This window comes from Devosia sp., from assembly GCF_036676215.1.
GTDB lineage: Bacteria > Pseudomonadota > Alphaproteobacteria > Rhizobiales > Devosiaceae > Devosia.
On record NZ_JAKFDJ010000070.1, the window covers coordinates 1 to 22,302 of the forward strand.

Annotated in this window: 20 protein-coding genes and 1 pseudogene; 9 read left to right on the forward strand and 12 right to left on the reverse strand. The window is 65.1% G+C overall.

Annotated features, from left to right (window positions below; translation table 11 throughout):
- The 8 genes and pseudogenes from V6M52_RS07300 to hutG all read left to right on the forward strand — a co-directional run.
- Positions 1-291 (forward strand): annotated as a pseudogene (locus V6M52_RS07300) (formimidoylglutamate deiminase); the annotation flags it as partial.
- 55 nt (positions 292-346) lie between these two features.
- Entirely contained in the window at positions 347-1,372 is a 1,026-nt protein-coding gene (locus tag V6M52_RS07305) for an ABC transporter substrate-binding protein (protein ID WP_332700557.1), read from the forward strand.
- A gap of 75 nt (positions 1,373-1,447) precedes the next feature.
- A complete protein-coding gene (locus tag V6M52_RS07310; protein WP_332693310.1) occupies positions 1,448-2,305 on the forward strand; it encodes an ABC transporter permease in 858 nt (285 codons plus the stop codon).
- Positions 2,298-3,125, forward strand: a complete 828-nt coding sequence (locus V6M52_RS07315) for a quaternary amine ABC transporter ATP-binding protein (protein WP_332693307.1) — start codon at positions 2,298-2,300, stop codon at positions 3,123-3,125. The genes V6M52_RS07310 and V6M52_RS07315 overlap by 8 nt, the downstream gene beginning before the upstream one ends.
- A gap of 2 nt (positions 3,126-3,127) precedes the next feature.
- Entirely contained in the window at positions 3,128-4,615 is a 1,488-nt protein-coding gene (locus tag V6M52_RS07320) for an HAL/PAL/TAL family ammonia-lyase (RefSeq protein WP_332693305.1), read from the forward strand.
- Positions 4,616-4,634: 19 nt separating this feature from the next.
- Positions 4,635-5,837: an imidazolonepropionase gene (hutI, locus tag V6M52_RS07325; RefSeq protein WP_332700558.1), complete on the forward strand. Its 1,203-nt coding sequence runs from the start codon at positions 4,635-4,637 to the stop codon at positions 5,835-5,837.
- Complete coding sequence (hutH, locus tag V6M52_RS07330; RefSeq protein ID WP_332700559.1) at positions 5,834-7,372, forward strand: histidine ammonia-lyase; 1,539 nt, start codon at positions 5,834-5,836, stop codon at positions 7,370-7,372. Before hutI ends, hutH begins: the two co-directional genes overlap by 4 nt.
- On the forward strand, positions 7,369-8,184 hold the full coding sequence (hutG, locus tag V6M52_RS07335) for an N-formylglutamate deformylase (RefSeq protein ID WP_332700560.1): 816 nt from the start codon (positions 7,369-7,371) through the stop codon (positions 8,182-8,184). The genes hutH and hutG overlap by 4 nt, the downstream gene beginning before the upstream one ends.
- A 44-nt stretch (positions 8,185-8,228) precedes the next feature.
- On the opposite strand, the gene denD is transcribed toward hutG, so the two are convergent.
- From denD to pal, 7 genes are all read right to left on the reverse strand, one after another.
- Positions 8,229-9,215, reverse strand: a complete 987-nt coding sequence (gene denD, locus V6M52_RS07340) for a D-erythronate dehydrogenase (protein ID WP_332700561.1) — start codon at positions 9,213-9,215, stop codon at positions 8,229-8,231.
- 127 nt (positions 9,216-9,342) lie between these two features.
- Positions 9,343-10,104 carry a hypothetical protein gene (locus V6M52_RS07345; protein WP_332700562.1) on the reverse strand — a complete coding sequence of 254 codons (762 nt, stop codon included), beginning with the start codon at positions 10,102-10,104 and terminating at the stop codon, positions 9,343-9,345.
- 139 nt (positions 10,105-10,243) lie between these two features.
- Positions 10,244-11,587, reverse strand: coding sequence for a phosphoglucosamine mutase (glmM, locus tag V6M52_RS07350; RefSeq protein ID WP_332693287.1), 1,344 nt, complete (start codon positions 11,585-11,587; stop codon positions 10,244-10,246).
- 127 nt (positions 11,588-11,714) lie between these two features.
- Positions 11,715-13,646, reverse strand: a complete 1,932-nt coding sequence (ftsH, locus tag V6M52_RS07355; protein WP_332693285.1) for an ATP-dependent zinc metalloprotease FtsH — start codon at positions 13,644-13,646, stop codon at positions 11,715-11,717.
- A gap of 535 nt (positions 13,647-14,181) precedes the next feature.
- The gene (tilS, locus tag V6M52_RS07360) at positions 14,182-15,456 is read right to left on the reverse strand and encodes a tRNA lysidine(34) synthetase TilS (protein WP_332700563.1); all 1,275 of its coding nucleotides are present in this window, start codon (positions 15,454-15,456) and stop codon (positions 14,182-14,184) included.
- Complete coding sequence (locus V6M52_RS07365; protein WP_332700564.1) at positions 15,441-16,460, reverse strand: tetratricopeptide repeat protein; 1,020 nt, start codon at positions 16,458-16,460, stop codon at positions 15,441-15,443. Before V6M52_RS07365 ends, tilS begins: the two co-directional genes overlap by 16 nt.
- Before the next feature lie 212 nt (positions 16,461-16,672).
- Entirely contained in the window at positions 16,673-17,122 is a 450-nt protein-coding gene (gene pal / locus V6M52_RS07370) for a peptidoglycan-associated lipoprotein Pal (protein WP_332700567.1), read from the reverse strand.
- A gap of 450 nt (positions 17,123-17,572) precedes the next feature.
- Here pal and V6M52_RS07375 point away from each other — a divergent pair, with 450 nt between their 5' ends.
- Entirely contained in the window at positions 17,573-18,088 is a 516-nt protein-coding gene (locus V6M52_RS07375) for a GNAT family N-acetyltransferase (RefSeq protein WP_332693275.1), read from the forward strand.
- A 119-nt stretch (positions 18,089-18,207) separates the two neighbouring features.
- Here V6M52_RS07375 and tolB read toward each other — a convergent pair whose 3' ends face one another.
- The 5 genes from tolB to tolQ are packed head-to-tail and all read right to left on the reverse strand — an operon-like array spanning position 18,208 to position 22,204.
- The gene (tolB, locus tag V6M52_RS07380) at positions 18,208-19,518 is read right to left on the reverse strand and encodes a Tol-Pal system beta propeller repeat protein TolB (RefSeq protein ID WP_332693272.1); all 1,311 of its coding nucleotides are present in this window, start codon (positions 19,516-19,518) and stop codon (positions 18,208-18,210) included.
- Between the two features lie 58 nt (positions 19,519-19,576).
- On the reverse strand, positions 19,577-19,918 hold the full coding sequence (locus V6M52_RS07385) for a hypothetical protein (protein WP_332700565.1): 342 nt from the start codon (positions 19,916-19,918) through the stop codon (positions 19,577-19,579).
- Complete coding sequence (locus V6M52_RS07390) at positions 19,915-21,048, reverse strand: hypothetical protein (protein WP_332693269.1); 1,134 nt, start codon at positions 21,046-21,048, stop codon at positions 19,915-19,917. Before V6M52_RS07390 ends, V6M52_RS07385 begins: the two co-directional genes overlap by 4 nt.
- Before the next feature lie 9 nt (positions 21,049-21,057).
- Positions 21,058-21,501, reverse strand: a complete 444-nt coding sequence (locus V6M52_RS07395) for an ExbD/TolR family protein (protein WP_332700566.1) — start codon at positions 21,499-21,501, stop codon at positions 21,058-21,060.
- 1 nt (position 21,502) lies between these two features.
- Positions 21,503-22,204: a protein TolQ gene (gene tolQ / locus V6M52_RS07400; protein ID WP_332693358.1), complete on the reverse strand. Its 702-nt coding sequence runs from the start codon at positions 22,202-22,204 to the stop codon at positions 21,503-21,505.
- Between the last annotated feature and the right edge of the window lie 98 nt (positions 22,205-22,302).

Sequence of the window (22,302 nt, forward strand, 5' to 3'; positions counted from 1 at the left end):
GGCCGGGATCTGTTCGATACGGCACTGGCCGGTGGTGCGCAGGCCCTGGGACGGGCAGTCAGCGGCCTGCAGGTCGGCGCCGCGGCCGACCTCGTGGTGCTCGACGGCGCCGATCCATTCATCGCCACCGCCAAGGGCGACGCCATTCTCGACCGCTGGCTATTCACGCTCGGCGACCGCGCCGTGCGCGACGTCATGGTGGCGGGCCGCTGGCAGATTACCGACCGGCAGCACCGGCTCGACGCAACAATCGATGAGAAATTCCGCGGAGTGCTCGCGCGCCTCTGCTGAACGCCCAAACGCATACGTGACCGGGACGCCAGTCCCTCAACCAAGGGGAATACACATGAGACTGCTCGCTACGTCCCTCGCACTCGGGACGGCCACCTTGCTGCTCGCCGCAGCACCGGCCCAGGCCTCCTATTGCAGCGACGGCAAGACCGTCATGTTTGCCGGCATCGACTGGCAGAGCGGCGATTTCATCACCGAAGTGATGAAGACCATCTTCACCAAGGGCTATGACTGCCAGGTCGATGCCATTCCCGGCAATTCGGTGACCCTGGAACAGGCCACCGCCAACAATGAAGTGCAGATCTTTGCCGAGGAATGGCTCGGCCGCTCCGACGTCTGGAACGAGGCCACCGCCGCCGGCAAGGTGCTGGCCATCGGCAAGACCTTCGAGGGCGCCGCCGAGGGCTGGTTCGTGCCCGCCTATGTGATCACCGGCGATGCCGAGCGCGGCATCGCACCGATGGCACCCGATCTCAAGAGCGTCGACCAGCTTGCCGATCCGGCCCTGGTGGCACTGTTCAAGGACCCCGAGGAGCCCAGCAAGGGCCGGTTCCTCAACTGCCCGTCGGGCTGGACCTGCGAAGGCGTCTCCACCGCCAAGCTGGAAGCCTACAAGCTCACCGATTCCTATGTGAACTTCCGCCCCGGCACAGGCGCGGCGCTCGATGCCGCCATTGCCTCAGCCTATCTGCAGGGCGAACCGCTCCTCTTCTATTACTGGTCCCCGACCGCCGCGATGGGCAAGTTCGACCTGGTCCAGCTTGAAGAACCGGCCTATTCGGACGAGTGCTGGACCCAGCTGACCAGCGCCGACGGCAGCCGCGACCAGGGCTGTGCCTTCCCCTCGGTCGATGTATCCTACGGCGTCAATGCCACCTTCGCCGCCGAGGCACCCGAGCTGATCGCAGTGCTCGAAAAGGCCAATTTCCCGCTGGCCGAAGTCAATGGGAGCCTCGCCTACATGACCGACAACGAGGTCGACGGCGAAGCCGCCGCGCTCGAATTCCTCAAGGCCAAGCAGGACATCTGGGGCTCCTGGGTGTCGGATGAAGCCCGCGCCAAGATCGTCGCTGGACTCTGATTGCACCAGCGCTACCGGGCGATACGTGTCCGGTAGCGCGCCACTCATAACTCAGCCAGCCAAGGACGGTGGGCCATGTTTCCAGAATCGTTGCAGCTTTCCATCCGGTCGCCGATCAACGATTGGGTGGAAGCCGTGGTCATCAACCATGGCGCTACCTTCAAGGCCATCTCCAACGCCATCCTGCAGATCGTGCTGCTGGTCGAGAGCGTGCTGCGCGGCCTGCCCTGGTGGGCGATCATTATCATTTTCATGGCCCTAGCCTGGGCCAGCACGCGCCGAATCGTGTTCAGCGCCATTGTCGGCGTGATGATGGTGGCGGTGGGGGTGCTCGGCCTGTGGGACCTGACCATGCAGACCCTGGCGCTGATGCTGGTGGCGACCCTGGTGTCGGTGCTGATCGGGCTGCCCATCGGCATTCTCTGCGCCAAGAACCGCATTGCCCGCACGATCACACTGCCGGTGCTCGACGTGATGCAGACCATGCCCAGCTTCGTCTATCTCATTCCGGTGCTGATGCTGTTCGGCCTGGGCAAGGTGCCGGCCATTCTCGCCACCGTGGTCTATGCCGTGCCTCCGCTGATCCGTCTCACCGATCTGGGCATTCGCCAGGTCGATGCCGAGGTGGTGGAGGCCGCGACCGCCTTCGGCACCGCCCCGGCGCGCCTGCTGTTCGGCGTGGAACTGCCGCTAGCGACGCCCACCATCATGGCCGGGCTCAACCAGACGGTGATGATGGCGCTCTCCATGGTCGTGGTGGCATCGATGATCGGCGCCCGTGGCCTGGGCGAACAGGTGCTCAACGGCATCCAGACCCTTGATGTCGGGCGAGGCCTCGAAGCCGGCATTGGCATCGTCATCCTGGCCATCGTGCTGGACCGCATCATGCAGGGGTTCGGGCGCTCGCGCCTGGAGGAGGCTCGCAATGGCTGAGATCGAAATCCGCAACGTCTACAAGATCTTCGGCCAGAATACCGCGCAGACCATCGAACTGGCCAAGCAGGGCCTCGACAAGGCCGCCATCCTGGCCAAGACCGGCAGCAATATGGGGCTGGCCGATGTGACCCTCAAGATCGCGTCCGGCCGCATCTTCGTCATCATGGGCCTGTCCGGCTCCGGCAAGTCGACCCTGGTGCGCCACCTCAACCGGCTGATCGAGCCATCGAGCGGGGAAATCCTGTTCGACGGCCAGAACATCCTCACCCTCAATCCCCGCGACCTGCGCGCCTTCCGCATGCGGCGCGTCTCCATGGTGTTCCAGAGCTTTGGGCTGATGCCGCATCATACCGTGCTGCAGAATGCCGGCTACGGCCTGGCCGTACGCGGCGAGCCGCGTGCCCAGGTGCGCGACATCGCCATGAAGTGGATCGAGACCGTCGGCCTCAAGGGTTATGAGAACAAGTTCCCGTTCGAACTCTCTGGCGGCATGAAGCAGCGCGTCGGCCTCGCCCGGGCGCTCGCCGCCGATACAGATGTCATCCTGATGGATGAGGCCTTCAGCGCGCTCGATCCGCTGATCCGCGCCGAAATGCAGGACCAGCTGCTCGAACTGCAGCGCACCCTGGCCAAGACCATCGTCTTCATCACCCACGATCTCGACGAGGCGCTGCGCATCGGCTCGGAAATCGCCATCCTGCGCGACGGGCGATTGGTGCAGGTGGATACGCCCGGCGCCATCCTGCGCAATCCGGCCAATGACTATGTCGCCCGCTTCGTGCAACGTCATGCCAACCACGCTCTAGCCCACGATTGATCATGACCGAGATCGTCCGCGATGACCCACTCTCCTGGCGCGACCTGGCCGCCGTCGCGGGAGGCGCACGGCTGACCCTTTCCGAAGCGACGCGGGGGCGTATCGTCCATGCCCGCTCGCTGGTGGAGTCCATCGTCGCCAAGGGCATCCGCGCCTATGGCGTCAATACCGGCGTGGGGGCGCTGAGCGACACCGTCGTTGACGTGCCGATGCAGCGGCAATTATCGCGCAACCTGATCATGAGCCACGCCGTCGGCATCGGGGCGCCGCTGCCGCCGCTGGAAGCCCGTGCCATCCTTGCGGCCGCGATCAACAACCATGCCCATGGCTATTCGGGGGTGCGGCTCGAAGTGGTCGACACCATGATCGACATGCTCAATGCCGGATTTGCCCCCGAGATCCCGTCGCGGGGCTCGATCGGCTATCTCTCGCATATGGCCCATATCGCCCAGATCCTGATCGGCGGTGGGCAGGTATTGGCCGGAACCGAACGCATCAGCGGCGCCGAGGCGCTCAAGCGTATTGGCCGGCCGGCTGTGGTGCCGGAGGCCAAGGAGGGCCTGAGCCTGATCAACGGCACGCCCTGCGTCACCGGGCTCGCCGCCATCGCCGTCGCCAAGGCGCACACATTGCTGGCCTGGGCCGACATTGCCGCGGCGATGACCTTCGAAAGCCTCAACGGGCAAATCACGGCCTTCGATACCAAGAGCCTGGCGCTGCATGCGTCGTCGGGGCTTGCGGAAACCGGCCGGCGCCTCCGCGACCTTCTGGCTGGCAGTCAGATCCTTGAACGCAGCCTCGGGGCCAGAACCCAGGACGCGCTGAGCCTGCGCGCCGTGCCACAGGTGCATGGCGGTGCGCGCGACATGCTCGCCTACGTGACCGGCATCGTCGGCAACGAACTGGCCTCGGTCACCGACAACCCGGTGGTCAGCGGTTCCGTCGCGTCCCCGGAAGTGTTCTCGGAAGCCCATGCCGTAGGCGCCGGGATCGGGATGGCGATGGATGCTCTCGCGCCAGCCATGGCGCTGGTTGCGTCGATGTCGGAGCGACGCACCGATCGGTTGGTCAATCCGCTGGTCAGCGGACTGCCGCCATTCCTCGCCGCCGACAGCGGCGCCGCCTCGGGCTTCATGATCCTGCAATATACGGCTCTATCGCTGGTCGGTGAGAACCGCCGGCTGGCGGCTCCAGCCAGCCTCGATGGCGGCGTGAGTTCGGGTCTCCAGGAAGACCTCATCTGCCATCCGACGCCAGCGGCGCTCAAAATGCTCGCCATTCTCGACAATTTGGAAGCCATCATCGGCATCGAACTGCTGGCCGCCGCACAAGCTGCGGACCTGCGCAGCGACGGGTTGCAGCACGCACCGGCGACCGAGGCGATCTGGCGCACCATTCGCGCCGAGGTCCCCACCTACGCCGACGACCGCCCGCTGGCGGATGACGTCGCGGCGATCCGGCCGCTGCTGCGGACCATGCCGATTGTCTGACCACAAGGAGGATCGGCCCATGGCACGGCTCTGGACCAATGCCCGCATCGCCACGCTCGCCGAGGGTCTGCCCGGGCTCGGCACTATCGAGCGCGGCGCGATCCTGGCCGAGGGCGAGCGCATTGCCTGGGTGGGAGCGATGGACGATGTGCCGGCCGCAGCTCAAAGCGCCAAACGCATTGATCTCGACGGCCGCTGGGTCACACCCGGCCTCATCGATTGCCACACCCATCTGGTGCATGGCGGCGACCGGGCACTCGAATTCGAAATGCGGCTGGACGGCGCCTCCTACGAAGACATCGCGCGCGCCGGTGGCGGCATCATTTCGTCGGTGAAGGCCACGCGCGCGGCAAGTGTCGAACAACTGGTGGCCAGCGCCCTGCCCCGGCTGGACCGACTGCTCGCCGAGGGTGTCACCACGGTCGAGATCAAATCCGGCTACGGGCTCGATCTCGCCAGCGAACTGGCCATGCTGCGGGCCGCGCGAGCGCTCGGCGACCAGCGCAATGTCTCGATCGCTACCACCTGCCTGTCGGCCCATGCCGTGCCACCCGAATTCAAGCACGACCGCGCCGGCTATCTCGATCTGGTGGTCGAAACCATCCTGCCAGCCATGGCGGCCGAAGGCCTCGCCGACGCCGTCGACGCCTTCATGGAGGGCATCGCCTTTTCGGGCGACGAGACGGCGCGGGTCTTTGCCAAGGCGAAAAGCCTGGGCCTGCCGGTCAAGCTCCATGCCGATCAGTTGTCCAATCTGCACGGCGCCAGACTCGCGGCCAGCTTTGGCGCCCTCTCGGTTGATCACCTCGAATATACCGATGCGGACGGGGTGGCAGCGATGGCGGCGGCGGGCAGCGTCGCGGTCTTGCTGCCGGGCGCCTATTACACCCTGCGCGAGACGCAATTGCCGCCCATCGAACTCTTCCGCCAGCACGGCGTGCCGATGGCGGTGGCGACCGATGCCAATCCGGGCTCCTCGCCGATGACCTCGCTGCTGCTGGCGATGAACATGGCGGCAACGCTGTTCCGCCTGCGCGTGGACGAGATCATCGCCGGCACCACCCGCGAGGCAGCGCGTGCGCTGGGAAAACTCAACGAGACCGGCACCATTGAGGCCGGCAAATATTGCGACCTGGCGATCTGGGACATCGAGCGTCCGGCCGAGCTGGTTTACCGGCTCGGCTTCAATCCGCTGCATGGCCGCATCTGGAGGAACCGATGACCACTCACCACCAACTGGCGCCCGGCCACGTGCCGCTCGCAATCTGGCGCGATATCTATTTCGGCGCCGGCTGCAGTCTGGCGCCGGGGGCGGAGCCGGCGGTGCAGGCAGCGGCCGAGACCGTCGCGGCGATCATCGCCAAGGGCGAGCCGGTCTATGGGATCAATACCGGCTTCGGCAAGCTGGCCAGCGTGCGGATCGAGAACGACGATCTCGCCGTGCTGCAGCGCAATATCGTGCTGTCGCATGCGGCCGGGGTCGGCGATCCGCTGCCGGTGCCCGTGGTCCGGCTGATCATGGCGCTCAAGATCGCGAGCCTGGCGCAAGGCTTTTCCGGCGTGCGCTGGCGGACCATCACCCGGCTTGCGACCTGCCTCGAGAAAGGGTTGATCCCGGTCATCCCCGGCCAGGGCTCGGTCGGGGCCTCGGGCGATCTGGCGCCGCTGGCGCATATGAGCGCCACCTTGCTGGGTGTTGGCTCGTTCCTTGTCGACGGAACCGAGGTTCCAGCGGCCAAGGCGTTGGCGGATGCCGGTCTGACCCCGCTCGAACTGGGCCCCAAGGAGGGCCTGGCGCTGCTCAACGGCACGCAGGTTTCGACAGCACTGGCGCTGGCCGGCCTCTTCGAGGGCGAGCGCGTATTTCAGGCCGCGCTGGTCACCGGGGCGCTTTCGACCGATGCGGCACGCGGTTCCGACGGTCCATTCGATCCGCGCATCCACGCCGTTCGCCGCCATCGCGGGCAAACCGAGGTGGCGGACGCCCTGCGCCATTTGATGGACGGCAGCGCCATTCGCGCTTCGCACCGCCTCGGCGACACGCGTGTGCAGGATCCCTATTGCCTGCGTTGCCAGCCACAGGTGATGGGCGCCTGCCTCGATCTGCTGCGCCAAGCGGCGACGACACTGGCCATAGAGGCCAATGCGGTTTCGGACAATCCGCTGGTGTTCACCGCCGAGAACGAGGTGATCTCGGGTGGCAATTTCCACGCCGAACCCGTCGCCTTCGCCGCCGACATGATCGCCATGGCGTTGTGCGAGATCGGTTCCATCGCCGAGCGGCGCATTGCCATGCTGGTCGATCCGGTGCTGTCGGGCCTGCCCGCCTTCCTGACGCCGAAGCCGGGTCTCAATTCCGGTTTCATGATCCCGCAGGTGACGGCGGCCGCGCTGGTGTCGGAGAACAAGCAGCGGGCCTATCCGGCGAGCGTTGATTCCATCCCCACTTCCGCCAATCAGGAGGATCATGTGTCGATGGCGACCCATGGCGCGCGCCGCCTCGGTGCCATGGCAGCGAACGCCGCCAATGTGATCGGCATCGAACTGCTGGCAGCGGCGCAGGGCTGCGATTTCCACGCGCCCCTGGCCTCGAGCGCCGCCCTCGAAAGCGCCCGTGCTCTGCTGCGCGGGGTGGTGCCGCACCTCGCCGACGACCGCTACATGGCGCCGGACATGGCGGCTGCGACAAGTCTCATCACCAGCGGTGCGCTGGTCGATGCCATCGAGGGCCTGACGCTGCCGGAGATTGCTGCATGAACTGGCTCAACGTCACTCGCGGCAGCGCGCCGATGCTCGTCAGTCTGCCGCATACCGGCACCGAGATTCCGCCGGCCATCGCCGAACGACTGGCCTCACTGCCGCTGGCCCGCAACGACACCGATTGGTGGATCGATCGCCTCTATGATTTTGCGAGCACCATGGGCGCGACAGTCATTCACACCACAATCTCGCGCAGCGTCATCGACGTCAACCGCGATCCCTCGGGCCAATCGCTCTATCCCGGACAGGCCACCACCGGCCTCTGCCCCACCACCAGCTTTGACGGCACCCCGCTCTACCGCCCCGGCGCCGAGCCGGACGATGCCGACATCGACGCGCGCCGGCGCGACTATTTCGATCCCTACCACGCCGCGCTCGCCGCCGAGATCGCCCGGCTGCGCGCCGATCATACCCGCATCGTGGTCTATGATTGCCATTCGATCCGCTCAGTTGTGCCGCGCCTGTTCGAGGGCGAACTGCCGGTGTTCAACATCGGCACCAATGACGCGGTGAGCTGTGCGCCTGAGTTGCAGGCTCTGGTCGAACGCCATTGCGACGCCTCGGGTCTTTCCAGCGTATCGAACGGGCGCTTCAAGGGCGGCTGGATCACCCGCAATTCCGGCGACCCGACAAACGGCATCCACGCGGTCCAAATGGAAATCGCCTGTCGCGGCTATATGGATGAGCGCGCCGACTTTGAGCCGGCGGCCTATTCGTTCGAGCGGGCCGCGCCAGTGCGCTCGGTTCTGCAACGCCTCTTTGCCGACATGGTAGAATGGGCAGGTCAGCAGAGCACGCAGATGGCGTAGAGCTCTACTCGACCAACTGCAGCCTGGCTGCGGGCCGTGCGCCCTTATGAGCCGCCGCGGTCACCCAGTTCATCCGCGATGTGGACGCGGATGATGTCGTCGAAGCTGCTGTCGGCGACAAAGCCCAGTGCTTGGGCCCGCTTGGCCTCGAAAGCCTGTGGCCAGCCGGCGACAATGCGGGCGATGGTCTCGTCGGGCTGGCGGCGAATCAGGGCGGTGGCCTTGGCGCCGGCAACGCGCTCCAGCGCCGCGATCTGCTCGGCGACGGTCGCGGCAAGACCGGGCATGGTGAGGTTACGCTGATTGCCGAGCAGGCCGGTGTCCATCGAGGCCGCATGCATCAGAAAGCCCACGGCGGCGCGGGGGCTGGCGAACCAGTGCCGCACAGTGTCGGCAACCGGCAACAGGGCCTCCTGTCCCGCCAGGGGCTCGCGAATGATGCCGGAAAAGAAACCGGACGCCGCCTTGTTGGGTTTACCGGGCCGCACCACGATGGTCGGCAGGCGAATGCCGATGCCATCGAGAAAACCGCGCCGCGAATAATCGGCGAGCAGCAGTTCGCAGATCGCCTTCTGGGTGCCGTAGCTGGTGAGCGGGGTATGCTCATGACTGTCGCCGATCACCGCTGGCAGCGGTTCGCCGAAGACGGCAATCGACGAGGTGAAGACCAGCCACGGCTGATAGGGCGCGGCCTGCCCGGCCAGCCTGATGGCTTCCAGCAGGTGCCGCGTCCCATCGAGATTGATGCGATAGCCCTTCTCGAAATCCGCCTCGGCCTCGCCCGAGACGATGGCCGCGAGATGAAAGATCAGGTCGGGACGATCCTGCACCAAGCGGGCAGCGACATCGGGAGCCGACAGATCGACTGCGACAGTGGTGATGGGAATGCTGGAAGCCGGAGCGCTAGGCGCAATCACATCGGCCAATGCCAGGCCGGTAATGGCTCGATTGGCGACGCGGCCGGTTGCCAATAGGGCCGCAACCAGCTTGCGCCCGACCATGCCGGCCGCCCCGATCACCAGTACCTTCATGCCATCCTCCGATCGTTTTGCGCCAGCTTAGCGCGTCCGCCGGAGTCGGGGACAAAAGAAATCGGCGCCCTTCTGGGCGCCGATCGCATGCAACAGCGGGTGGCGGGCCGGCCGGCCCGCAACCCGGTCAGTTGAAGCGGTAGCGCAGGGTGCCGCGCACTTCGTGCAGCCAGTTATTGTCCGACCAAACGGCGTCAGTACCGGCCGCGCCGTTGCTGATTTGAGCTATGTAGACGCCGCGATAGCCGACGTCGGCAACGACCGCGCCGAAATCATAGCCAGCGCCGACCATGCCGGCGGCGGCAAGGCTTGTATTGTTGCCGGACTGGGCAGGCGACGGGCTGGTTGCCGGCGAAGTGATGTCAAACCGGTTGAAGGCCACACCGGCACCTGCACCTACATAGCCGAAGGCACCGCCAGCAGCACCATAGCCGGAACCACCGAAGGAGAAATCGTAGTAGACGTTGGCCAACGCCAGGGTCGACCGAAGCCGGGCCGTATAGTCGCCGTCGCGCGGGGCGTATATTGCGCCCTTGGTGACCTTGAGGCCATTGTTGTCGACATAGTCGAGCGTGGCGTCGACGCGCAGGCCAGTACCCGTTTCATAGCCGAAACCTGCACCCACGCTATAGCCATAGCCCATGGCCAGGAAGGGGAATGCGGTGACGACCGACGGACCGCCGCAGCCGGCGCATTCGTAGGCGAAGGCTTCCTTGCTCCACAGCGCATTGCCCGCGGCACTGCCGCGCAGGTAGAACGAGCCCTGGACACCGTAGTCGACATCGGGAATTTCGATGATCGGAGGATAGTCGGGAAAGTCAGCGGCCAGTGCCGGGCCGGCGACGAGGGCGGCTCCTGCCACCATGATCGCTGCAATGAGCTTACGCATGTGAAACGTCCTTGGGTTGCACGACACCAGTCGATTGCGCCCAATATCGGACAATTTTCTTAAAAGCCGCTTAACCTAAAGACTTAACCCTAACAATATTGGAATCGATCAGTCATAGTTAACACCAAGTAAATGAAGATCAGGCGATATCGCGGATTGCCGCCTCGATCTGCGACACAACGGTGGTGACCAGCGACGCGTCGTCTGCCTCGCCCATGACGCGAATAACCGGCTCGGTGCCCGAGGCGCGCACCACCAGCCGACCGCCAGCGCCCAGCATGGCCTGGCCATCGGCAATGGCCTGGATGACAAGCTTGTGCTCCAGCGGCTTGCCGGACTTGAACTTCACGCTGCGCAGCAGTTGGGGCACCTTGGTGAAGCGCGCACAGATATCGGAGACGCTGCGCTCCTGCTGCTTGAGCACGGCCAGGAGCTGGAGCGCTGCTACCAGGCCATCGCCCGTTGTGGTGAAATCGGAGAGGATGATGTGGCCCGACTGCTCGCCGCCCACATTGAAGCCCTTGGCGCGCATGGCCTCGAGCACATAACGGTCGCCGACCTGGGTGCGTTCGAGGGTGAGGCCGAGCGAGGTGAGATAGCGCTCAAGGCCCAGATTGGACATGACGGTGGCGACAATGCCGCCGCCCACCAGCATCTGGCGCTCCAGCCAGCTCTGGGCGATCACCGCCATGAACTGGTCGCCATCGACCACGTCGCCCCTTTCGTCGATGATGATGACGCGGTCGGCGTCACCATCCAGCGCAATGCCGATATCGGCGCGCACTTCCTTGACCTTGGCCGACACGGCCTCGGGAGCGGTGGAGCCCACCTTGTCGTTGATGTTGAAGCCATCGGGCTTGTCGCCGATGGTGAAGACCTCTGCCCCGAGTTCCCATAGGGCAATCGGGGCAACCTTGTAGGCAGCGCCATTGGCGCAATCGAGCACCACGCGCAGGCCCGCCAGGTCCGCGCCGCGTGGCAGCGTGCGCTTGGCATATTCGATATAGCGGGTGCGGGCTTCCTCGTCGCGATAGGCGCGGCCGATATCGCGGCCATGCGCCAACAGGCCCGTCATATCGCTGTCCATCAGCCGCTCAATCTCTTTTTCGACATCGTCGCTGAGCTTGTAGCCGTCGGGACGGAACAGCTTGATGCCATTGTCGTCATAGGGATTGTGCGATGCCGAGATCATGACGCCGAGATCGGCGCGGAGCGAACGCGTCAGCATGGCCACGGCAGGGGTGGGCATCGGGCCGAGCAGGTAGACATCCATGCCCACTGCGGTGAAACCAGCCGTGAGGGCCTGCTCCAGCATATAGCCCGAGCGCCTGGTATCCTTGCCGATGACGACCCGGTTGCGATGTTCGCCACGCACGAATTTCTGCCCGGCGGCCATGCCGACGCGCAGCGCCAGTTCAGGGGTCAGCTTGTCGCCATTGGCAAGCCCGCGGATCCCGTCCGTGCCGAAATACTTGCGTACCATCTGTCTGTCCCCTCGCCCGGCCGGCTTTGCCGGTCGCTTCGGATAATACCACTTTCGGGCGGAATAGCGGAAATCGCGCGCAGGAAAAAGGGCCGCCTTGCGGCGGCCCCATCAATTCTGTGCCTGGCTAGCTGCCGGGCTGCGGCTCGAGCCCGCCCTCGGGCGGCGCATCGGGACGCTTCTTGCCTGCCTTGCCGGCCGACGGCACACCGCTGGCCTTGGGGGTCGGGGGACCACTATCGTCCGGGCGCACGGGCTGTTGTCCGTCCATCAGGGCGCGCAACTCGTCGCCAGTCAGCGTCTCGTATTCGAGCAGCGCCTGGGCAACCGCCTCCCACTGGTCGTGGTGGGTGGTGAGAATTTCGCGGGCCGAGGCCTCGCCATCCTCGATCAGCTTGCGCACTTCCTGGTCGATGATCCGGGCGGTGTCGTCAGACATATGCTGCGACTGGGTCACCGAATGGCCGAGGAACACTTCCTGGTCGTTGGACTTGTAGCGCACGCGACCGAGCTTCTCGCTCATGCCCCATTCCATGACCATCGAGCGGGCTAGGTTGGTTGCCATCTGGATGTCGCCAGACGCGCCGCTGGTCACCTTCTCGGGGCCGAACTTGATGATCTCGGCCTCGCGGCCACCGAACAGCATGGTCAGCCGGGCGAGCGCCTTTTCCCTCGAGAAGGAATAGCTATCGCTTTCCGGAAGCGTCATCACCATGCCCAGCGCGCGGCCGCGCGGAATGATCGTCGCCTTGTGGATGGGGTCGATGCCCGCAACCTTGAGCGCGATGATGGCGTGGCCGGCCTCGTGATAGGCGGTGAGCTTCTTTTCATCCTGGGACATGGCCATGGTGCGGCGCTCGGCGCCCATCATGATCTTGTCCTTGGCGTCTTCGAACTCGGCATGGGTGACGAAGCGCTTGTTGCGCCGCGCCGCCATCAGCGCCGCCTCGTTGACGAGGTTCATGAGGTCCGCGCCCGAAAAACCGGGCGTACCGCGGGCCAGCACCTTGAGGTCCACATCGGGAGCCAGCGGCACCTTGCGCACGTGAACCTTGAGCACCTTCTCGCGGCCGGCAACATCGGGGTTCGGCACGACGACCTGACGGTCGAAGCGGCCGGGACGCAGCAAAGCCGGATCCAGCACGTCGGGACGGTTGGTGGCGGCAATCAGGATGATGCCTTCATTGGCCTCGAAGCCATCCATCTCGACCAGCAACTGGTTGAGCGTCTGTTCGCGTTCGTCGTTACCGCCACCGAGACCGGCGCCACGCTGGCGACCGACGGCGTCGATTTCGTCGATGAAGATGATGCAGGGTGCGTTCTTCTTGGCCTGCTCGAACATGTCGCGGACGCGGGACGCGCCGACACCGACGAACATTTCAACAAAGTCGGAACCCGAAATGGTGAAGAAGGGCACATTGGCTTCGCCGGCAACCGAACGGGCCAGCAGCGTCTTACCGGTGCCCGGAGGGCCAACCAGCAGCACGCCGCGCGGAATGCGGCCACCCAGGCGCTGGAACTTGCCCGGATCGCGCAGGAATTCGACGATTTCCTCAAGGTCCTGCTTGGCTTCGTCCACGCCGGCGACGTCCTCGAACGTCACTTTGCCATGCGACTCGGTCAACAGCTTGGCGCGCGACTTGCCAAAGCCCATGGCGCCGCCACGACCGCCGCCCTGCATCTGGCGTATGAAGAAGAACCACACGCCGATGATGACGATGAAGGGCAGCCAGGAGGAGAGCAGGATCGACCAGAACGGGCTCGATTCGGGCGCTTGGGCCGTAATCGACACGCCCTTGTCTTCAAGCCGCGAAATTACGTCGGCGCCAGCGGGCAACACAGTCTCGAACCGCGTACCGTCGCGCAACGTGCCAGAAACGACATCGTCGGTGATGGTGACGCTGGTCACGCTGCCGGCTTCCATATCGGTCACGAACTGGCTGTAGCTCTTGTCGGCCACGGAAATCGAGCGGGTCGAGGACTGAAAGACCTGGAACAGGCCCATCAGCATAAAGAGAATGACCAGCCAAATGGCGAAGTTGCGGAAATTTCCGTTCATCAATCCTGTCCCGGAGAAGCGGCGCCAAGCAGGCACGGCGCGTGAGCCGAATGTATGTCCGGCAATGGGGCGTTACAAGGGCCAGACCTGCGGCCCTTTGGGCGCCCCGTCCAGTCATATTGTCGCGATTGGGTTAATACGCGGTGGGGATCGGGAGGTTCCATGGGCGTGCGAAGGCGCCGCCTGCAACGCGGTTTTCATAGATGGACGGACCCCGAGGCGGCTTTCGCCTCTGGTAATTTAGAAATGAGACGACAGTCGCCTGGGGGTGCCGGGATTTATGGCGCGCGCGACTCTGGCCGGGCCTCGCCCGACACTTCCGCTTGCCCGAGCAGGAGCACGACCTCCTACCCCCGACTGTCGCTGCGCCAGTGGCCGTGCACGCCGTCTCCGCGCAGCAATGGGGGAAGTATAGGGCAGACCGGAGGGGCGGGGATAAGTGGGGGATAGCCGCCGGAGAGCCCAGAGGTTGGGGCAGGACTTCGTCCCCCCACCGCTCCACTCAGGTGAACGATGGAGTTTCAGGCAACAATACTCAATCGATCAGCAACTGCACCTTGATGCGTTCATCGAAGGACCAGCCGCCCAGTGACAGCACGCCGCCGGCTGCGTCGCGGACGATGGGGGCGGTGCGGATGGCTTCGGCGGGGGCGGTGACCTTGAAGCCGAGGAATTCCTCGAGGCGGTGGCGCGGCAGGTAGTCGGCGACGCTGGCGGTGAGATCGCCCTCGCCCGAGGCATTGACGATGCGGAAGCGCTCGTCCCAGACTAGCTCGCCATGCGGGGCAAGCAGTGCATCGGGCGGCAGCGAGCGGCCGGGCTCGCGGGCCACGGCAATGGCGCCATCCTTGAGGCGGACGACACAGCCGAGCACTGTGGTCGCCTTGGCCAGCGCCCCCGTGGCAATGGCATGGCGCAGGCGCTCGACCTGCCCCAATGCCCGCGGCTTCTGCCTTCCGCCGACAATGTTGAGCGTGCGACCCAGGAGGCGCGTCGAAATGGCGGGGCTGAGCCCGACAAAGGGCGCCAGTTCGATCCTGGCCGCGCCGAACCCGTCGAGGCGCACGATTTCGGTGAAGCAGCCATCGGCGATCTGGGCGATCGCCGCGTCAGCCTCGGCCATGCGTTCCGCAAAGGTCGCGAGGGCGGCGCTGTCGAGACCGAGCGCCGCCAGCTGCGGCAGCGCCTGGCGCCAGCGGACGCGCTCGTAATGCGGATCGATATTGGATGGGTCCTCGGCCGGCACCAGTCCGGCCGCGTCGACCACGGCGCGCAGAGCTTCAGGATCAACCCCGAGCAGCGGGCGATGCACAAGCACGCCCTCGATCTCGGCCATGGTTGTCATGCCTTTGAGCCCCTCGATGCCGCTGCCATGGGCCATGCGCATCAGCACGGTCTCAGCCTGATCATGCCGATGATGGGCCGTGAGCAGCACCGTGGCGCCGTCTTCGGCCATGGCGGCACCCAGCAGGCGATAACGGGCAATGCGGGCGGCTTCCTGCAGGCCGCTGGAGGGCTTGGCGCCGGTCCAGACCAGGCCGCGCGCCGGCAGGCCCAGCGCCTGCGCTGCCTGCAACACCATGGCGACCTCGCCGGATGCCTCGGGCCGCAGGCCGTGATCGACGGAATAGACGTGAATTGCCGGCGGGTTGGACAGGGTGGTCGCCCAGCGCTGCGCCAGCAGCATCAGCGCCAGGCTATCGGCGCCGCCCGAGACGGCCAGCGCGATGGCGGGTTGATCCGCCACCGCGGCGAACAGCGCCTGCAGCTCTGCCGGCGTCTCGAGACCCGGAGTCATACCGGCGGGCATTCGGCCCGGGTCTTTTCCTCGCCCAGCCGGGTCAGGAAGGCTGGCGTCAGCGTGGTGTAGCGCTTGTCGATTTCCGCGAAGGTGCGGCAGGCCGTTTCGCGCTCGCCGGCGCCCGACAACGACATGCCCAGCTTGAGCAGCAGGTCTGGCGCCCGCGGGTTTTCCGGGGCCCTCTGGAAGGCAGCCAGCAGCACTTCGGCGGCCTCGTCATAGGCAGAACGATGCAGCAGGGCGTCACCCAGCAGGTTGGCCGCATCGGTGGCCTGTGCATTGTCCGGATAGAGCGCGATGAACTGGCTGAACTGCTCTTCGGCAAAAGCGTAGTCGCCCTTGACCAGGGCATCGTAGCCCGCTGCGAACTGGGCATCGGCGTCGGCTTTGCCGGTATTGGCGGCAGCCGGGTCATAGCTCAGGTTCAGCGGCTGGCCAGTGGCCAGATCGACCCCGCCAATGGCGCCGGTGCCCACCAGCGGATCGGCGGATTCGCCGAGCGTATCTGTTGGCGCGGTACTGCCATCGTCAAAGGTCGGGTCGAACTCGACCTCTCCCGGCAGCGGCTGCACGCCCTGCTCGGGAATATCGGTCATCGGTACGGCTTCGGGCGCCACTTCAGGCACGGCATTGGGGTCCTGCGGCAACGCCTCGGGCTGCGTCACGCCGCCCGGTTGGGTTGCCGCATCAGTTTTTCCCGGCGCACCGCCTTCGAGCGCCTGGAAGCGGAATTCATTGTCCTCGGCCATGCGGTTGACGATTTCCTGCATCTGCGTGAGCTGGAAGGTCAGGCCCTCGATCTGGCCGTTGAGCAGGCGGTTCTGCTCTTCGAGCTGCTGGATGCGCACCATGAGCTGCGCTGTATCCTGCGCCTGGGCGACATGGATGCGTGCGGGCTGAGGACTATTGGTGAATGTCAGCCCACCCAGCTCAGCCGGTGGCAGGGTCGTCGACTGGGCTGAGAGGCCCGCACCGGTGAAACCGAGCGCGACCGCGACCGTGCACAGTGCCACCCGTCCCCCTTTTGCAATTGCCGATAACTTCAAACGACGCCTCCAAAGTGCTGGACCCAAGTGGCACCAACATGGTGCCTGTGGCGATGCCGATAAAGGGCAAATTTGGTCAAAAGAAAGCGCCCGGGCCAAATACGCGGCTCCGGGCGCTCTTGCCTCCAGTTTGCACTGGATTTGTTGGGCCTCTCCGCTTGGGAAAGGCCGCCTTTTGATTACTGGACGACCGTGACCGCGCGGCGGTTCTGGCTCCAGCAGGAAATGTCGTTACAGATCGCCACCGGGCGTTCCTTGCCGAAGGACTGGCTGGTGATGCGCTGTTGGTTGACGCCGCGCGACACGAGATAGTTCACAACGACCGAGGCACGGCGGGCGCCCAGGGCGATATTGTATTCGCGGGTGCCGCGCTCGTCGGCATGGCCTTCGACCATGATGCGATAATTCTGGTACTGGTTGAGCCAGGCCGACTGCTTGTCCAGCGTGGCCGAGGCCTCGGTGGTCAGCGAGCTGGAATCGGTCTCGAAGAAGACGCGATCGCCGACCGAAACCAGGAATTCCTGTTGGCTGCCCGGCGCGCCGCCGCCCGGCCCCAGATTGCCGACACCGGTCGGCATGGTGTTGGGCGTGCGCGAACAGGCCGCGATGACCACGACGAAAAGCAGCATTGCGGCGGCACGCAATGCGGTGTTGAGGGGTGCGGTGATGACCACGGAAAGCTCCTGAAAGGCGAAAATCTTAAGCACGGCATTTACCGCGCTTAGTCTTAAGGCCGGGTTTGCCGACGTGGTTAATCTTTGCCTATCGCGGCGCGAATGTGGCGGAAATCCTGGCTTTTTCGTGATGATGCATATCCGTCACAGGGTGGTGCGGGATCACGTTAAGGTTAAGTGGGCGTCCGGGCTGCCGCTCCTTCCAGCGGCAGTTGCCAATGCCGCGCGGCGTGTTAGCATGCGCCCATGATCGGATCGCGCGCCCTTACCATGCTCAATATCGTACGCCCCTCAGGGCGTGCGGGATGGGTCATGCGCTAGCACACGACCGATCGCCACACGAACCCTGCGAGGCGAGCAGGGTTCCAAGGCGCCCCGCTCCCTCGTTCGCAAAGAGGAGAGCACATGTCGCCACAATCGAAGAACTGGCCTGCCGGCCTCATCATTCGCGCTTCGCGCCCGGACGATGCCGAAGCAATGGGTGAGATGATCGCCCTGCCCGGCTTTCGCGCCGGCACGCTGCGCCTGCCCTATCCAAGGCAGGAACAGACGCGGAGCTGGCTGGAAAGTCAGTCCAGCGACACGGTCAACCTCATGGCCGTGCTGGACGGGCGGATCGTCGGCAATGCAGGGCTCGACCGGCGTAGCGGACGGCGCGCCCATGCCGCTGGCTTGGGCATCGGCATTCACGACGACTTTGTCGGTCAGGGCATCGGCACGGCGCTGATCGGCGAACTGGTCGAGGTGGCCGACAATTGGCTCAACCTCAAGCGGCTGGAGCTCAACGTCTATACCGACAACAGCGTGGCCATCCGCCTCTACGAGAAGTTCGGCTTCAAGCGCGAAGGTGTTTTTGTGAACTATGCCTATCGTGATGGAGCCTATGTCGACTCTCTGGCGATGGGACGGGTGCGCGCATGACAGGGGCGTCATTCCGCGTGGAATGACGCCCCTTTAGCTTTGCTGTTTCAGTGCGGGGGAGGCCCCTCACCCGTCGGCTTTGCCGCCGACCTCTCCCCGGAGGGGCGAGGTAAGAGGCGCTAAGCCCTTAGCCCCGACCAGGCCGGATCGCTCGCATAGCTTTCGGTGGGGATGGTGATCAGGTTGCGGCCCCAGATGTCGACGCTCATCAGCTTGGGGCCGTCATTGCCGCCCGGATCCTGGAAGAACATGATGACGCGGCCATTGGGTGCCCAGGTCGGGCCCTCGGCGTGGAAGCTCGAATAGAGCATGCGCTCGCCCGAGCCGTCGGGGTTCATGATGCCGATATTGAACTGCCCGCCCGACTGGCGCGTAAAGGCGATCAGATCGCCCTTGGGTGACCAGACCGGGGTGGAATAGCTGCCCTGGCCGAAGCTGATGCGCTGCGCATTGCCGCCCGAAGCGCCCATCATGTAGATCTGCGGCGCGCCGCCTCGGTCGCTTTCGAAGACGATGCGGCTGCCATCGGGCGAGAATGACGGGCCGGTATCGATGGCCGCGCCGGAGGTGAGCTGCATCGGTGTGCCGCCACCGGTGCCCACCGAATAGATATTGGTGGCGCCGGCCTGCTCGACCGAGAAGACCACGGTGCCGCCATCGGGCGAGAAGCGCGGGGCGAAGGTCATGGCGCCGACATTGGCCAGCTTCTGCTGCTGGCCGGTGGAGAGCTGCAGCAGGTAGACCTGCGGATTGCCCTCGGCAAAGTTCATATAGGTGACCATGTCGCCATTGGGAGCGAAGCGCGGCGTCATCGCCATGGTGTTGCCGTCGGTCAGATACTGCACATTGGCGCCATCCTGATCCATGATGGCCAGGCGCCGCACGCGATTGGCCTTGGGGCCGCTTTCGGCAGTGTAGATGACGCGCGTATCGAAATAGCCCGTGCCGCCAGCCAGCGATTCATAGATGGCGTCCGAAATGATATGGGCGACGCGGCGGCTGGAATTGGGGTCGGTGTTGTAGCTCTTGCCCACCACCTGGGCCGCCTGCTGGGTATCCCAGACGCGCACCGACGAGGAGATCGTGCCGCCGCGTTCGACGCCGCCCATCACCAGCGCATCGACATTGGCGGTGCGCCAGGTGGCGAAATCGGGCTCGTTGTTGACGTCGCCCACCTGCACCGGCAGCGAGGCCGGATCGAGCGGCAGGAACAGGCCCGAACGGCGCAGATTGGCGCGCACGATATCGGCGATCTCCTTGCCGAACGTCGGATCGGACGAGGCGAAGTCGGGAATGGCGATCGGCAGCGGCTGGAAATTGGCGCCTTCGACGACGATCCGCAATTGCGCCATCGCCAGCGAAGAGCCGGCGAGCAGAGCGCCGCCTGCCAGGCCGAGCTTGAGCGCATTGCGCCGGGTGATGAGGGTCATATCAGTCTCCATTCTCGCCGCTGGTAGCATTCTGCTCACCAAACAAGCCAATTCAAGGTCAGGGTCGCAGTTCCAACTCGAGGTGTTTCCACTCATGGTACGTCTCTGCAGAAAACGTATAGGGCGCGCATTGTTCCACCGCGCGCACCGCCGCCCGGGCAATCCGCAGCCCCGCTGCGGATTCAACGGCTTCGCCGATCTCGTTGCCGGTGACCGACCCGTCACGGTTCAGATCAATCAGCAGCGTTACGCTGAGGCCGCTGTTGATATCGTCCGGCAGGATGTTCCAACAGCTTTTGACCTGCCACACAAACCGTTCGATCTCGGCTTGACTGACACGTTGGTTCGGCGCGGGCGCCTGGGCAGCGACGGCGGCGAAGATCAATGCCATAGCCATCATGGCCGCAGTTCCACTTCGATCTGCCGCCACTCGTCATAGGCATCGGCGGAAAGCATCTCGTAGGGTCCGCAGGCCGCTACCGCACGTTGCGCCGCCCTCGCCACCGCGCCGCCCGCAGGCGACGGATCGGCCAAGATGACCTGGGTATTGGCCACGGTGCGATCGGCATTCATGGCCACCTGCAGCGTCACATTCAACCCACTGTTGATGTCGCTGGGCAGCAGGTTCCAGCAGGTCTTGATCCGCGCCACCAGTCCGTCGATCGCCGACTGGCTGAGCCGCGCCGACGTGCCGTCGGTATCGCCCAGCGTGGGCGCTCCGCCCTGCCCGGTGGTACCGCCGGTGGTTGTATCGGTGTTGATGATGGCAGAAATATCGTCGGCCAGCGACGCATCGAGCTGCGGCGGCGCCGGTTGCACCGCCGCCTCGGCGGCCGCAGCGGCCTGGCGCTGGCGTTGCTCTTCCTCGCGCTTCTTGCGTTCGGCTTCGGCCGCAGCGAACCGCTCGCGCAATTGTGTCAGATTGCTCGGCCGCGACGCCGGCACCGGCGCGGCAACGGCCGGAGTCACCGGCTCCGGTGTCGGTTCGGGCGTCGGTGCGGGCGTGGGTTCCGGGGCGGGCTCTGGCTCGGGCGCAGGTTCCGGCTCGGGCGTGGGCTCTGGCTCTGGGGCCGGAACGGGTTCCGGACGCGGCGCAGGAACGGGCGCGGGAACCGGCTCAGGGGTTGGCTCAGGCTCGGGCGCTGGCGTGGGTTCCGGGATGGGCTCGGGTTCAGGCTCCGGCTCGGGTTCAGGCTCTGGCACCGCTTCGGGGGCGGGCGCCGTATTGGTGACGGGAGCCGGGGTGGGGATATCGGCCGGCGACGGAGTCACCTGGTCTTCTTCGGTATTGCCGGTCGGCTGCGCCAGCACGGCAACCTGGTCATCCTCGACGATGGAGGGCGTATCGGTTTCGACGATTTCGCTATCGAGTTGCCCGGCGCGAATATTGGAATATTCCTCGATCGGCACCAGATCGACCGAGATCGACTCGACCGCTGGCGTCAACGGCTCCGCAAACCCCAGATTGATGAGGCCGATGGCTAACACCGCGATATGGGCAATGATCGAGACGGTTACGCCGGTACGCATGGGGCTGGACTACGGATCCGGCTGCGTGATGAGGCCGATTTTCGAAAAGCCACCAGCCGATAGCAGGCCCATGACCCGCATGACGGCGCCATAATTGGCACTGGTGTCGCCGCGCAGGAAGATGCGGTCTTCGGCACCATTGACGCCAAGCGCTGTCAGTTGAGGAATCAGGTCCGTTTCCGCCACCGGTGTTTCATCGATGAACACGGCCCCTTCGGGGGTCACGCCCACCGTCACCGGGTCAGCCTGATTGGGCATGGCGGCAGCGGCCGAATTGGGCAGGTCGATCGGCACGCCGGCCGTCATCATCGGTGCCGCGACCATGAAGATGATCAGCAGCACCAGCATCACGTCCACCATGGGCGTGATGTTGATTTCGCTCATGATCGCTTTCTTGCGGCTGCGGCGGCGACGTCCGCCGCCCCCGCCCCCGTTCGAAACACCCATGGCCATGTCAGCGGCTCCGCGCTTCGAGCTGGCGGCTGAGAATGGTCGAAAACTCGTCGGCAAAGCCTTCCAGCCGGCCAATCATCTTGGCGGAGTCGGAGCTGAGCTTATTGTAGGCGATAACCGCAGGAATGGCGGCCACCAGACCGATGGCCGTCGCGAACAGCGCCTCGGCGATCGGGCCGGCAACCACGGCAAGGCTGGTATTGGACGAGGCCGCGATGGCGGTAAAGGCATTCATGATGCCCCAGACCGTGCCGAACAGGCCGATGAACGGACCAGCCGAACCGATGGTGGCCAGGAACCCCAGGCGCTTTTCCAAATGCTCGCTCTCGCGCGCAATGGCAACGTCCAGCACCTTGTCGAGGCGCTGCTGCATGCCCACAAAGCTCGCCGCATTCTGCTCGTGGCTGCGCTTCCATTCCTTCATGGCCGCGACAAACACCGCGCCGAGCCCGCCTGACGGCTTCTCGGCCTGCTGCTGATAGAGCTCTTCCAGCGACTGTCCCGACCAGAATGTCCGCTCGAAGCGGTTCATCTCCGCGTCGGTACGCCGATAGGTGATGGTCTTGTCGATAATGATCGCCCAGCACCAGATCGAGGCGCCGAGCAGCCCGAGCATGACCGACTTGACGATCCAGTCCGCCGCCCAGAACAGGCCCCAGATGGACAAGTCGGCATGCGGGGCGGCCGCCCCTACAGCATCCATGGCTTCCATGTAGTGATCCTTTTCGGCCCGGTTCACGCACCCGACCCTCAAGCATCAGGCGATGGGGTCGAAATCTGTCAAAATTAAGAGAAATGCCC

Bases quoted from the DNA above. Each gene is read 5' to 3' on its own strand.
- glmM (WP_332693287.1), bottom strand. From the start codon at position 11,587: ATGGTACGCAAGTATTTCGGCACGGACGGGATCCGCGGGCTTGCCAAT.
- V6M52_RS07320 (WP_332693305.1), top strand. From the start codon at position 3,128: ATGACCGAGATCGTCCGCGATGACCCACTCTCCTGGCGCGACCTGGCC.
- ftsH (WP_332693285.1), bottom strand. From the start codon at position 13,646: ATGAACGGAAATTTCCGCAACTTCGCCATTTGGCTGGTCATTCTCTTT.
- V6M52_RS07385 (WP_332700565.1), bottom strand. From the start codon at position 19,918: ATGATGGCTATGGCATTGATCTTCGCCGCCGTCGCTGCCCAGGCGCCC.
- pal (WP_332700567.1), bottom strand. From the start codon at position 17,122: ATGCTGCTTTTCGTCGTGGTCATCGCGGCCTGTTCGCGCACGCCCAAC.
- V6M52_RS07315 (WP_332693307.1), top strand. From the start codon at position 2,298: ATGGCTGAGATCGAAATCCGCAACGTCTACAAGATCTTCGGCCAGAAT.
- hutI (WP_332700558.1), top strand. From the start codon at position 4,635: ATGGCACGGCTCTGGACCAATGCCCGCATCGCCACGCTCGCCGAGGGT.
- V6M52_RS07390 (WP_332693269.1), bottom strand. From the start codon at position 21,048: ATGCGTACCGGCGTAACCGTCTCGATCATTGCCCATATCGCGGTGTTA.
- hutG (WP_332700560.1), top strand. From the start codon at position 7,369: ATGAACTGGCTCAACGTCACTCGCGGCAGCGCGCCGATGCTCGTCAGT.
- tolB (WP_332693272.1), bottom strand. From the start codon at position 19,518: ATGACCCTCATCACCCGGCGCAATGCGCTCAAGCTCGGCCTGGCAGGC.
- hutH (WP_332700559.1), top strand. From the start codon at position 5,834: ATGACCACTCACCACCAACTGGCGCCCGGCCACGTGCCGCTCGCAATC.
- V6M52_RS07345 (WP_332700562.1), bottom strand. From the start codon at position 10,104: ATGCGTAAGCTCATTGCAGCGATCATGGTGGCAGGAGCCGCCCTCGTC.
- V6M52_RS07395 (WP_332700566.1), bottom strand. From the start codon at position 21,501: ATGGCCATGGGTGTTTCGAACGGGGGCGGGGGCGGCGGACGTCGCCGC.
- tilS (WP_332700563.1), bottom strand. From the start codon at position 15,456: ATGCCCGCCGGTATGACTCCGGGTCTCGAGACGCCGGCAGAGCTGCAG.
- V6M52_RS07305 (WP_332700557.1), top strand. From the start codon at position 347: ATGAGACTGCTCGCTACGTCCCTCGCACTCGGGACGGCCACCTTGCTG.
- denD (WP_332700561.1), bottom strand. From the start codon at position 9,215: ATGAAGGTACTGGTGATCGGGGCGGCCGGCATGGTCGGGCGCAAGCTG.
- V6M52_RS07375 (WP_332693275.1), top strand. From the start codon at position 17,573: ATGTCGCCACAATCGAAGAACTGGCCTGCCGGCCTCATCATTCGCGCT.
- tolQ (WP_332693358.1), bottom strand. From the start codon at position 22,204: ATGGATGCTGTAGGGGCGGCCGCCCCGCATGCCGACTTGTCCATCTGG.
- V6M52_RS07310 (WP_332693310.1), top strand. From the start codon at position 1,448: ATGTTTCCAGAATCGTTGCAGCTTTCCATCCGGTCGCCGATCAACGAT.